The organism is Streptomyces sp. MUM 2J, from assembly GCF_022414535.1.
GTDB lineage: Bacteria > Actinomycetota > Actinomycetes > Streptomycetales > Streptomycetaceae > Streptomyces.
The window spans coordinates 1-11,836 of sequence record NZ_JADWYM010000076.1; the positions used below are offsets into that span (position 1 = coordinate 1).

General features: G+C 75.6%; 12 protein-coding genes. 2 read left to right on the plus strand and 10 right to left on the minus strand.

Features of this window, described 5'->3' with window-relative positions:
- Positions 1–128 precede the first annotated feature (128 nt).
- From I3F54_RS31210 to I3F54_RS31230, 5 genes are read right to left on the minus strand one after another with little or no spacing between them, the layout of a single operon-like run.
- Entirely contained in the window at positions 129–341 is a 213-nt protein-coding gene (locus I3F54_RS31210) for a V-type ATP synthase subunit F (RefSeq protein ID WP_240122293.1), read from the minus strand.
- A gap of 11 nt (positions 342–352) precedes the next feature.
- Positions 353–775, minus strand: coding sequence for an ATP synthase subunit C (locus I3F54_RS31215; RefSeq protein WP_240122294.1), 423 nt, complete (start codon positions 773–775; stop codon positions 353–355).
- The gene (locus I3F54_RS31220) at positions 772–2,184 is read right to left on the minus strand and encodes a V-type ATPase 116kDa subunit family protein (RefSeq protein WP_240122295.1); all 1,413 of its coding nucleotides are present in this window, start codon (positions 2,182–2,184) and stop codon (positions 772–774) included. The genes I3F54_RS31215 and I3F54_RS31220 overlap by 4 nt, the downstream gene beginning before the upstream one ends.
- On the minus strand, positions 2,168–3,094 hold the full coding sequence (locus I3F54_RS31225; RefSeq protein ID WP_240122296.1) for a hypothetical protein: 927 nt from the start codon (positions 3,092–3,094) through the stop codon (positions 2,168–2,170). Before I3F54_RS31225 ends, I3F54_RS31220 begins: the two co-directional genes overlap by 17 nt.
- Positions 3,067–3,666 (minus strand): hypothetical protein, encoded by a 600-nt coding sequence (locus tag I3F54_RS31230; RefSeq protein WP_240122297.1) that lies wholly within the window; start codon positions 3,664–3,666, stop codon positions 3,067–3,069. The genes I3F54_RS31225 and I3F54_RS31230 overlap by 28 nt, the downstream gene beginning before the upstream one ends.
- A 177-nt stretch (positions 3,667–3,843) precedes the next feature.
- Here I3F54_RS31230 and I3F54_RS31235 point away from each other — a divergent pair, with 177 nt between their 5' ends.
- Positions 3,844–4,707, plus strand: a complete 864-nt coding sequence (locus tag I3F54_RS31235; RefSeq protein ID WP_240122298.1) for a CBS domain-containing protein — start codon at positions 3,844–3,846, stop codon at positions 4,705–4,707.
- A 308-nt stretch (positions 4,708–5,015) separates the two neighbouring features.
- Here the strand turns inward: I3F54_RS31235 and I3F54_RS31240 are convergent, their stop codons facing one another.
- From I3F54_RS31240 to pdhA, 4 genes are read right to left on the minus strand one after another with little or no spacing between them, the layout of a single operon-like run.
- Positions 5,016–5,300 carry an acyl carrier protein gene (locus I3F54_RS31240; protein WP_240122299.1) on the minus strand — a complete coding sequence of 95 codons (285 nt, stop codon included), beginning with the start codon at positions 5,298–5,300 and terminating at the stop codon, positions 5,016–5,018.
- Positions 5,297–6,862, minus strand: a complete 1,566-nt coding sequence (locus I3F54_RS32265; protein ID WP_275677151.1) for a dihydrolipoamide acetyltransferase family protein — start codon at positions 6,860–6,862, stop codon at positions 5,297–5,299. The genes I3F54_RS31240 and I3F54_RS32265 overlap by 4 nt, the downstream gene beginning before the upstream one ends.
- Position 6,863: 1 nt before the next feature.
- Positions 6,864–7,901, minus strand: coding sequence for an alpha-ketoacid dehydrogenase subunit beta (locus tag I3F54_RS31260; protein WP_240122300.1), 1,038 nt, complete (start codon positions 7,899–7,901; stop codon positions 6,864–6,866).
- Positions 7,898–8,932, minus strand: a complete 1,035-nt coding sequence (gene pdhA / locus I3F54_RS31265; RefSeq protein WP_240122301.1) for a pyruvate dehydrogenase (acetyl-transferring) E1 component subunit alpha — start codon at positions 8,930–8,932, stop codon at positions 7,898–7,900. The genes I3F54_RS31260 and pdhA overlap by 4 nt, the downstream gene beginning before the upstream one ends.
- Before the next feature lie 239 nt (positions 8,933–9,171).
- Here pdhA and I3F54_RS31270 point away from each other — a divergent pair, with 239 nt between their 5' ends.
- Positions 9,172–9,675 (plus strand): IS110 family transposase, encoded by a 504-nt coding sequence (locus I3F54_RS31270; protein ID WP_240122302.1) that lies wholly within the window; start codon positions 9,172–9,174, stop codon positions 9,673–9,675.
- 17 nt (positions 9,676–9,692) lie between these two features.
- Here I3F54_RS31270 and acsA read toward each other — a convergent pair whose 3' ends face one another.
- Entirely contained in the window at positions 9,693–11,495 is a 1,803-nt protein-coding gene (acsA, locus tag I3F54_RS31275; RefSeq protein WP_240122303.1) for an acetate--CoA ligase, read from the minus strand.
- Positions 11,496–11,836 lie beyond the last annotated feature (341 nt).

Sequence of the window (11,836 nt, forward strand, 5' to 3'; positions counted from 1 at the left end):
GCGCAGCACCGCCGCCGCCTCCTCGTCCGCCGCGGCCAGCCGGGCCTCGGCGTCGGCGCGGGCGTCGCGGACCAGCCCGGCCCGCACCGGGGCGAGGGCCGCGGCGGCGTCCGCCGGCAGGGCGGTCCTCATGAGGGCATCACCGCGGTCAGGACGGTCCCACCGTCGAGCAGCTCCGGGCCGAGGGCGTCCGCCGCCGCCGGGGTGAGAAGGACCAGCCCGGTGTCCCCGGGCAGCTCCCGCCACGCCGCGCGCACCGCGTCCGGGCCCTCCGCCGGCAGCACCAGCACTCCGGCCGTCGTCAGGCCGAGGACACGCAGCCGTTCGCCGATCGCCGCCACGCCGGCCACGATCAGGCCTTCCCGATCAGGATGATGGCGACCACCAGACCGTAGATGGCGATGCCCTCGGCCAGGCCGACGATGACCATCGCCCGTCCGAACAGCTCGGGACGCTCGCTGAGCGCCGCCAGCGCCGCCGCCCCGGTGTAGGCCACCGCGATGGCCGCGCCGATGGACGCCCCGGCCACCGCGATGGCCGCGCCGATGAGGGCCGCCGAGTTCGACCCCGAACTCTGCGCGGCGGCGACCGTCGCATCGGCCTGCGCCGAGCCGCCGTCGAGGGCGACGAGCAGCAACGCCAGGGCCCCCGCGAACAGGACGCCGTCCGCCGCGAGGACCGACCGCAGCACGGCCCGACTGCGGCGCCGCAGAAGCAGGCGGGTGGCGGCGAAGACCGCGACGAGCACCGGCAGCGCGATCAGCCAAGTGGTCATGTTGTCACCTCCGTGCCGTGGAATGTGGGCACGTGCCAGGGCCGGAATGGCCGGCCCTCGGCGTCGAAGACCCGGGAGAACAGCTCGTAGAACTCCAGGCGCAGTGCCTGGACCCCGGCCACCAGCGCCTCCAGCGTGAACGCGAGCGCGTTGCCGAGGACGAACACGGCCCCCGCCGCGACGACCGCCGCGGGACCGCGTGCGGCCAGGGCCGTGGTGCCCTGCCAGACGATGTCGCCGAGCGCCGCGTGCGTGAGCCCGAAGGCCGCCAGCCGGGCGAAGGAGATGGTGTTCGAACCGATCCGCACCACCACGTCGAACAGCTGGACGCCGGTCTGCACGACCCCGGCCCCGCCGCCGCCCGACGCCGTGTACAGCCCGGTCCCCGCCAGGGTCAGTCCGGTCAGTGCGAGCACCGCGCCGGCCACCGCCAGCACCGGCGCGCGCAGCACCAGCCCGCCCGCGAGGGCCGCGAGCCCGAGGAAGACCGCGGCACCGGCGATGCCGGAGGCCGCGTACAGCGCCCTGCCCGGCCCGCCCTCGCGCCACCGGTTGGCGATGCCCGCCGTGTATGACAGGGCCAGCAGGACCGCCCCGAACGCGACGGCACCGCCCAGCAGCCGCAGCGGCTCGTCCAGCGGGGAGAGCCAGAGCACCGGCAGGACACCTGTCGGGCCGAAGAACTCGCCGTACGCCACGCCCGCCAGCGTGCTCGCCACGCCCGCACCGGCGAGGAACGGCCAGGCCGGGCGCAGGCCGGGCCACCGGGTGAGGCGCCCCGAGCGCAGCAGCAGCGCGCCGAGCAGCAGCAGGACGCCGTGCCCCGCGTCGCCGAACATCAACCCGAACATCACGACGTAGGCGAGCCCGGCGGGCACCGTGGGGTCGAGGTCGGTGTACGGCACGGTCCCGTAGGTCCGCACCAGGGGCACCAGGGAGCGCCGGACCGGGCCCCGGTCCTCCAGACGGGTCGGCGGGTCGATGCCGCGCGGCGCGCGGAGCGTGACGACGGCGCCCTCGGTGCCCGCCAGCACGGCGCGCAGCCGCCGCAGCTCGGCCGTGGGGCACCAGCCGGCCAGCGCGGTCAGGGGGCCGCGCTCCACCGCGGCGTCACGGTAGGCCTCCAGCTCGGCCTCGCCCGCCAGCAGATCGGCGCGGCCGTCCGCCCTGAGGGCGTCCAGGTCGGGCGCCGCGGGGGACAACAGCGGTCCGGCGGGTCCGGTGCCCAGCGAGCGGAGGCGCCGGGCGGCCGGGCCCTGCCCCTCCCGTTCGGTGCCGCCGGCGCCGTCCAGTTCGACGCAGCCCGCGTCGGCGACACGCACCAGCACGTCCCTGAGGGAACCGCGCGGGGCGACGACCGCCACCCGCCGCATCCGCGCCGGTGTCCAGGCGTCAGTCCAGGAGTTCATCGAAGGCCTCCCGTGCCCGGCCGCCGTGGGCGGCGCACTCCAGGGCGGCGCGCACCCGCCAGGCGTCGGCGCTCAGTACGGCGGTGGCTCCCACGACCGGGGACAGGTCCAGCCCGGCCCCGTGCAGCAGCCGCAGCCCGTCCCGCTCGACCTGTGTCCACCACCGGGCCTCGGCCCGCCACAGCTCCTCGGGCCGGTCGGCGGAGGCCAATGCCCAGCGGGCCGCCGACGGCAGCCGTCGGCGGAAGCCGTCGTAGTCCGAGGCGTGCACCGCGGCACGGCCCAGCAGCCGGGAGGCGTGCACGGAGGCCGCCGGGGTCGGCACGCGCCCGCTCACGAACACCTCCCGTGCCACCAGCAGCGCCGCCTCACCCGCCGCCCAGCGGGCGGCCGACGGCACGTTCGCCGCGGTGCGCGCGGCCGCCGACAGCCGCATCCCGGTCAGGACCGCCGCCGCGCCCTCACCACCGGGGTCCCCCCACACGGAGGCCGCCAGCACGGCCCGCACCTGCGCCGCGGACGTCGCCCGGGACAGCCGCGGCCAGGCCGTCGACAGGGCTCCGAGCCGGAGCGGCGGCGGCTGCGGCGTTCCGTCCAGGGCCCGCAGATGGTCCCGGGTGTTGTCGATCTCGAACCGGGAGGCGAGCAGGCGTACGGCGGCGGCACCCGGCCGGGGCTGCCAGCCGGCGAGCACCCGCAGCTGCCACACCAGGGAAGCGGTGACCGCCCGTGCGGCCGCGCCGGCCTCCGCCCGCACGTCCAGGTCCCGCCGGTAGGGGGTGCCGGCCAGGGCGCGCAGGGAGTCCTCCAGGGCCGGGCCGTCGGCCATCCGCCGCGCGGCCTCGGCTCCGGCCCGCCCGGCGGCCATCGCCCTGGCCCGGGTCACTCCGGCGGCCCATCGTGCGCCCACGGCGCCTCCCGAGGCGGGGACCCGGCAGGCCCGTGTCCGGGCGGGCCGGCGGCAGTGTCCGGTGACGGGCCGGCCGTGCCCGGCGCCCTGCCGGCCGCAGGGCCCGCGGAGGGCCTGCCCGGGCTGCTCGCGGGGGGCGGACGGTCACCGGCCGGACCGCCGGCCACCCGCGCCACCAGCCGGGCCGCCAGGCCGGGGGTCCGCTCGCGGGCCCGCTCGCGCAGCTCCCGCACGGCCGACCGCGCGGCGGCGTCCGCGCGCGCGGTCTCCTGATCCGCCTCGCCGGCGAGCCGGGCCGCGGTCTCCTCCCGGACCCGTGGGGCCCGCGCCCGTGCGGTGCGCACCGTGCGGTCCGCCTCCTCCGCCGCGGCCCGGGTCCGCTCGGCGGCGTCACGGGCCGCCGCCTCGCGGACGGCCGCCGCCTCCCGCGCGGAGTCGTCCAGCAGGGCGAGCACCGGCTGGAGTTCCGCGGCGAGCTCGGCGGACCGGTCGGCGGGAACGGCTCCGGCGACGGCGGCGCCGGGGGAGCCGGCCGGCCGGAAGCGGGAGAGGAACTCGCGGAACCGAGGCATGGGACCTCCCGGCGCGACCACGTGGCCGCGGTGGCGTCCTCTCACCGTACGGAGCGAGCCGGACACCGGGTAAGGGCCGGTTGACCTGGCGGCGGGGCCGGGCGGCCCTGTCCGCGTTCCCGCGGCGGCGCGATGGTGGAGGCGGGCACGGAGCGGCTCGCATCGAGGGAGGCTGCGATGGACGACCGAGACACGCGGGAACGGGGTGCGGCGGCGGTCGAGGCCCGCCGGGGGGTTCCCTCCTTCGCCCCGAGGCCGGCCGACGAGTTCCGGCAGGACCTCATGGTGCGCTACCTCCAGGCGATGGCCTCGCACGCGGCGGACGCCGGGACACCGGCGCCCGCCGGGCGTCCCGGGGCCGGACCGGCCCGTCGCCCCGCCGAAAGGGAGGCGAAGGGCACGGCTCTCCAGGTCGACCATCTGATGCGGCGCTCGGTGGTCACGGTCTCCGCCGACACCCCGCTGCCGGACATCGCGCGGATGCTGGCCCGCCGCAGGACCGGAGCCGTGCCGGTGGTCGACGGAGACCGGCGCGTCATCGGTGTCGTCGCGGAGTCCGACCTCCTCGCCCGGGTCGCGTCCCTCGCCGGCCCCGAGGAGGAGCCCGGTCTGTTCGGCAGGCTGCTCGGCCGGCGGCAGCCCCCCGGCGGAGAGGGCACGACGGCCGCGTCCCTGATGACGACACCGCCTCTCACCGTCCACCCGTGGACCGGGGTGGTCGAGGCGGCGCGCATGGCCGCCCGGCGCCGGGTCAGGCAGGTGTTCGTGGTCGACCACAAGGGCCGGCTGGCCGGGGTCGTCAGCCGCAACGAACTCCTCCAGGCGCTCGTCCGCGACGACGAGGCGATCCGGGAGGAGATCCGTTCCCGCGTCCTGCGCGACGAACTGCGCGTCGATCCCGCGCGGGTGACCGTCGGCGTCCGCAACGGCACCGTCACGCTCACCGGCTCCTTGGACGAGGCGCTGATCTTGCGGTTGACGCAGGCGGTGGCCCGGATTCCGGACGTGACCGGGGTGGAGGACCGTCTGACCGTGGTGTGACCCGCGGGGGCGTGCCGGGACAGGGCCCGGGACGGTCGGGAGAGATCCCACCGGCCCGGGCCCCCGATCGCCCGTTCCGCCGACGAGCGGAGCGGGCGATCCGCGCGTCCGGGCGCCGTTCCTGCCCGTGCCTCCCCGGCTCTTCCAGCCTTTCCCGCCTTTCGCCGGCCCGTCCCCGTCGCCGCGGGTGCGAGCGCGCTCCGCACCGGCGCTCGCGTCCACGCCTCCGTCCCTGAGCGCCGCCGTCCGTGCCGACACGTCGCTCGGTCCCCCGGAGCGCCGCGGGGCCTGCGAGGGCACCGGCACGTCTACCGCCGGGTCTGCTCGTGCCGCTTCGTCCGCTCGACCAGGAATTCCACCGAGTCGGCGAGAGTGGACAGCCGTGGGTAGTCGTCCTCGTCGATCGGTACTCCGGCCCGCTCGGAGAGGATCTCCACCAGGCTCAGGAAGTCCAGCGAGTCGAGTTCCAGCACGTCTCGGAACCGGTCGTGCGGGCGCACCCGCGTGAAGTCGGCGTCCGGGACGACCGCGGTGATGGACTCCCGGACGACGGTCAGCGCCTCCGCGCTGTCCAGGGACCTCGTCCCACTCATGACTCCTCCGTTTCCTCGGGCGTTTCCTCGGCCATTTCCTCGGGTTCGTGCAGCAGCCGGTCGATCGCCGTGAGGTAGCGCGCTCCGACCGCGCCGTCGGTGGCGCGGTGGTCGGCCGACAGGGTGGCCGTGACCACGGGGTGCACACCGAGCAGCCCGCCCACGGCCCACGGGCGTTCCACGACCGCGCCGAAGCCCACCAGGGCCACCTGCGGCGGGTGGATGACACCGAACACGGCCTCCACGCCCTGTTCGCCCAGGCTGGTGACGGTCAGGGTCGCACCGGACAGTTCGCTGCCGCGCAGCCGGCCCTGGCGGGCCCGCCGGACCAGGTCCTTCAGGGCGGCCATGAGGTCCTCGGGCGTCAGCGTGTCCGCGTCGTGGATCACCGGCGTGAGCAGCCCGCCGCCGCGCAGCGACACCGCAACGCCCAGGTGCACCCCGGTGCCGGGGGTGAACCCGCCGTCCTGCCAGTGGCCGTTGAGCTGTGGCACCTCGCGCGCCGCCAGGGCCGCGGCCTTCAGCAGCAGGGCCGCTGTCACGAGCCTTTCGGAGGGCGGCCGTCCCCGGTTGCGGCGGTGCATCCACTCCTGGGCCGGCGCCAGGTCGATGACGGTGGACAGGTAGTAGTGCGGGATCTCCCGCTTGGAACGGCTCATCAGCTCACCGATGGCACGGCGCATCGCGTCCCCGCGCTGCCCGCCCTCGTCCCCCGCGCCCTCGCCGGACACGGCGGCGGCCTCCGTCGCGGGGGCGCGCCCGCCGTCCTGTGCGCGGGGCGCCGCCGCGGGGCGGGGCCCGGGGCGGGAGCGGCCCGGTGCCGCCGCGCGCACATCGACGGCCCGCACGGTGCCGGCGTCACCGGTGCCGTGCACCGCCTCCAGGTCCACACCGAGATCGCGGGCGAGACGACGGGCGTACGGCGTGACGCGCCGCCGCGGCGTGGCGGGGCGGGCAGCCCGCGCCACGTCGGCGCGGGTGATCCGACCGCCGCGCCCGCTGCCGTGCACGGACGCCAGGTCGACGCCCAGCCCGTCCGCGAGGTGGCGGACCAGTGGACCGACGGCGGCGGCCGGCTCCCCGGCGGCGGACGGCGGGCCCGGTGGGGGTGGCGGGGCCGGTTTCCGGGTGCTCGCCGGTGCGGCCGCCGCCTTCGGCTCGCGGACGCGTGCGTGGACGGCGGTCCGGCTCGCGGGCGCCCCCTTCCGGCTCTTCCCGGCGGCCCCCGCGTGCCCGGGCCCCTGCGCGGGAGCTGCGGGAGCCGGCGGGGTACCCGGCGTCCGCCCCGCGGCCGGGGGCTTCTCGGAGGCCCGCGCCGCCGGTGCCCGCGAGGTGTCGATCAGCGCCAGCGGTGTCCCCACCGGCACCCGAGTGCCGGGCTCGACGAGCAGCCGCCCCACGGTTCCCGAGGTGAAGCACTCCACCTCGATGGAGGCCTTGTCGGTCTCCACCACGGCCACCGTGTCGCCCTTGCGGACCCGGTCGCCCGGGGCCACGAGCCATTCCTGCAGCAGCCCTTCGTCCATGTCGGCGCCGAGCGAGGGCATGGTGAACTCGGCCATCTCAGCCCGCCCTCCCGTCGTCCGGCGCCTCGCCGACCGCGCGCCGGGCCGCGGCGACGATGGTGCCGGGCTGCGGCAGGGCCGCCTCCTCCAGCCGGCGCGCGTACGGCATGGGCACTTCCGCGCTGCACACCCGCTCGACGGGGGCGTCCAGGTCGTAGAAGTCGTGCTCCGTGATGCGGGCCGAGATCTCGGCGGACAGGCTGCCGCTGCGCCAGCCCTCGTCCACGACGACGGCGCGGTGCGTGCGCGCCACCGAGTCGCTGATCGTCGTGTCGTCCAGTGGCCGCAGACTGCGCAGGTCCACCACCTCCGCGCTGATGCCGCCGGCGGCCAGTTCCTCGGCGGCGGCCAGTGCCTTCGGCAGCGAACCGCCGTACGTGATCAGGGAGACGTCCGTGCCGGACCTGCGCACCGCCGCCTGCCCGAGACCGACCGGGCCCGCGTCGGCCGGCAGGTCGCCGGAGGTGTTGTAGAGCCCGCCGTGCTCGAAGATCAGCACCGGGTCGGGGTCGGCGAGCGCGGGCGCCAGCACGTGGCGGGCGTCGGCGATGGTCGCCGGGGCGAGCACCCGCAGGCCCGGGATGTGCGCGTACCAGCCCTCCAGGCTGTGCGAGTGCTGGGCGCCGAGCTGCCGGCCGGCGCCCGTGGTCATCCGGATGACGATCGGCACCGGCAGCTGGCCGCCCGACATGTGCAGCAGCGTCGCCGCGTTGTTCAGGATCTGGTCGAGGGCGAGCAGGCTGAAGTTCACGGTCATGATCTCCACGATCGGCCGCATGCCCCCCAGGGCCGCTCCGATGCCCGCGCCGACGAACGCGGACTCCGACAACGGCGTGTCCCGGATCCGGTCCGGGCCGAACTCCTCCAGCAGGCCGAGGCTGACGCCGAAGCAGCCGCCGTAGCGGCCCACGTCCTCGCCCATCAGGAATACGCGCTCGTCGGCGCGCAACGCGTCCCGGAGGGCCTCGCGCAGGGCCTCCCGGTAGGTCGTCTTCCGCTCGGCCGGATCGGCGTGCGCCGCCTTCGTCGCGGTCATGGCCGGTTCACCTCCGCCGGTGGGCTGGTGACGTAGGTCAGCAGATCCTCGGTGGGCTCCTCCGGCGCCTCCTCGGCGGCCCGGACGGCGTCGTCGATCTCCGCGCGGATCTCGTCCTCCAGCCCCGCGAGCGTGTCGTCGGGCAGTTCCCCGCGTTCCCGCATCCGCCGGGCGAGCAACTCGACGGGGTCGCGTTCCCGCCAGCGCTCGATCTCGGCCTTGTCGCGGTAGCGGTCGGAGTCGTACATGGAGTGGGCGCGGAAGCGGTAGGTGCGCATCTCCAGGAAGTGCGGGCCACTCCCGGCGCGCACGCCCTCGACGGCCCGGCGGGCCGCGTCCTCGACGGCCGCCGCGTCCATGCCGTCCACCGCCCAGGACACCATGCCGTACGCGGCGGCCCGCAGCGCCAGGTCGGTCTGCGCCTGGTGCCGGGACAGGGCGGTGCCCATCGCGTACAGGTTGTTCTCGCACACGAACAGCACCGGAAGCCCCCACAGGGCGGCCAGGTTGGCGGTCTCGTGGAACTCGCCCTCGGCGAACGCGCCGTCGCCGAAGAAGCAGCAGGTGACGCGGGGGCGGTCGGTCATGTGGTCCGCGAGGGCCAGACCGGCCGCGAGCGGCAGACCACCGCCGACGATGGCGTTGCCCCCGTAGAAGCGGCGGCCCGCGTCGAACAGGTGCATGGAACCGCCGCGCCCGCGGCTGCATCCGGTGACCTTGCCGAACATCTCCGCCATGACCGCCTCGGCCGGAACACCCCGGGCCAGGGCGTGGCCGTGTTCGCGGTACGTCGACACGACCGCGTCGTCCGCCGTCAGTGCCTCGTTGACGCCGACGGCGACCGCCTCCTCCCCGATGCACAGGTGCATGAAGCCGCGGATGCGCGCCTCGCTGTACAGCTCCACGCAGCGCTCCTCGAACCGGCGGACGCGCAGCATCCCGTGCAGCAGGTCGCGCCGGTGCGCCGCTCGCCGGTCCGGCCGCGACCTGGACCGGGACGCGTGCGCGCGCGGTGTGCGGGTCGTGCTCATTGGAGGACCATCCCTTCTGCAGCCCTCACGGGTAGGGTTGTGACCTCTCGGTCCCGGCGGGTGCACGGCCTGTCTTGCGTGCCGTTCGACGGCCTGCATGAGTGACGCCAGCCCTGCCGGGCCGAGGCCGTCTGATCGGCTTCAGGGACACGCCCCGCAGAGGGCCGATTAGTGAGCTCCCGGCAGACGACCTCACCACCGGGCAGGTGCTCCTGGAGGGGCAGTGGAGTACGACGCACGTGTTCATCGGATGGGACTGGGCGACCGAAACCCATGACGTGACCGTCATGGACCCCTTCGGCAAGCGCATCGACCGGTGGGAACTGGCCCGCACCGAGGAAGGGTTCGCCAAGACCCTGGCCCGCTTGCGCAGGCACGGCGACCCGGCCGACCTGCCCGTTGCCATCGAAACCACCCGGGGCATGGCCGTCGACCGGCTTCTGGCCGCCGGCCACCCGGTCGAGTCCCGCACGGTCTCCTTCCGCTTCGCGACCAACCGTCGCGCACGCGTCGCGCTGACCACCTTCGCGGACAACAGCCGCCACGGAAGCGACTGGGCCGCCAGGACCTACAACGACGCCCGGGCCCGCAAGAAGCGGCACCCACACGCCGTCCGCATCCTGGCCCGCGCCTGGCTCCGCGTGATGTGGGCCTGCTGGCGCGACGGCACCTGCTACGACCCCGCCATCCACCATGCCAACAGCAAGATCAACACACCCGCCGACGAGCCTCTGGCGGCCTAGAGGTCGACTCAGGAAACTCATGCGGACTCCTCCGTTCCCTCCAGGGTGGAGATGTCGCCCTCGGGCAGGCCGGTCTCCCGGGCCCGCAGCAGGCGGCGCATCACCTTGCCGCTGCGGGTGTGCGGCAGGTGCGGGTCGAAGTCGATCTCGCGCGGGGCGACGGCCGGGCCGAGCCGGCGCCGGGCGAACGCCAGCAGCTCCCGCCGGGTCGCGGTGCTCGGCTCGAAGCCGGGCCTCAACGACACGAACGCCTTGACGATGTTCCCGGCGACCGCGTCGGGACGCCCGATCACCCCGGCCTCCGCCACGGCGGGGTGCTCCATCAGGGCGCTCTCCACCTCGAAGGGCCCGATGAGGTGTCCCGCCGACTTGATGACGTCGTCGGCGCGCCCGACGAACCAGTACCAGCCGTCCGCGTCCCGCCGGACCAGGTCACCGGTGAGGTACCAGCCGCCCGCGAAGGCCGCCGCGGTCCGCTCCTCGTCGTGCAGGTAGCCGCGGAACATGGACGGCCAGCCGGGCCGCAGCGCCAGCTCGCCCTCGGCGCCGGGCTCGTCCAGCTCGGTCACCCGGCCGTCGGTGACGTCGGCCCGGCCGTCCTCCCCGCGCCGCAGCACCGTGGCCTCCACACCGGGCAGCGGGCGGCCCATCGAGCCGGGACGGATGTCGCAGCCGGCGAAGTTGGCGATCATGATGGCGCCGGTCTCGGTCTGCCACCAGTTGTCGTGCACCGGGAGGCCGAGCACGTCCCGCCCCCACAGCACGGCCTCCGGGTTCAGCGGTTCGCCGACCGAGGCGATGAACCGCAGCGCACTCAGGTCGAAGGAGGCGGGCAGGTCGTACGGCCCGGTCCGCGGCGTCGTCCGCATCAGCATCCGCAGTGCCGTCGGCGCGGTGTACCAGACGCCGACGCGCTGCTCGGCGAGGATCCGGTACCAGCGGCGGGAGTCGAAGTCGCCCTCGTCCGCCACGACCGTCACACCGTGCATCAGCGGCGCGATGATGCCGTAGGACATGCCGGTCACCCATCCGGGGTCGGCGGTGCACCAGAACACGTCGTCCCGGTGCAGGTCGAGCGCGTACAGCGCGGTGGCGTAGTGCGCCACGGCCGCCTCGTGCACGTGCACGGCTCCCTTGGGGGTGCCCGTCGTGCCGCTGGTGAAGTGCAGGAGCGCCATGTCGTCGGGTGAGGTCGCGGGGATCGTGAACGTCTCGGGTGCGGCGGCCGTCAGGGCGTCGTAGGAGAGCGTGCCGGGCAGGTCGTCGGCGCCGCCGCCGACGATGAGCACATGGGCCAGGCCCGGGAACCGGTCCCGCTGCCCGGCGACCTTCCTGCGGTACAGGTCCGCCGTGGTGACCAGCACCCGCGCGTCGCCCAGCCGCAGCCGCTGCGCCACCGGGTCCGGGCCGAAGGCCGAGAAGAGCGGGCACAGCACGGCGGCGTTCTTCAGCGTGCCGAGGACCACGGTGTACAGCTGCGGGCAGCGCCCCAGCAAGGTCATGACCCGCTCACCACGGCCGACGCCGAGGGAGCGCAGCACGTTCGCGAAGCGGGCCGTGGACCGTGCCAGCTCCTCGTACGTCACCGAGGTGACGGAGTCGTCGCGACCCACGCAGAGCAGCGCCACGGCCGTCCTCCGTGCAGAGGCGGCGTGCCGGTCCACGGCCTCGTGGGCGATGTTCAGCCCGCGTCCGCCGGGCAGCCCGTCGAGCGCGGCACGCGCTGCCGACCAGGAGAAGGCCGCCCGCACCTTGTCGTAGTCGTCCAGATGGGGCGGCACGCCAGGCGCGGCGTCCTTGTGGATGGTCTCCCAGGGCATGTTCGTCCCCTTTCGCCGGCCTGTTCCCACGGTCCGCTCCCGGGACGTGGCGCGCACTGGGCCGAAGGGCCCGCGCCGAAGGCCGGCCGGGCTGCCCCCGCCCGTCTCCGCGCTGTCGCGTTTCGTCCCGCCTTCCGTGCCGTTACCGTGGCAGGGAAAGTCGATGACCGGCGCACACGTGTGGCTGGAGGACGGGCGATGGCAGGCTCGGACGACCCGGCGGAGGTCCCCGTACCGTTGCCGCAGCTGCGGTTGGACGAGCTGCTGGAGGAGTTCCAGGCGCGGATCGACGCGGCGCGTGGTACCCGTGACCGGGTGCACAGCCTGCTGGAGGCGGTGCT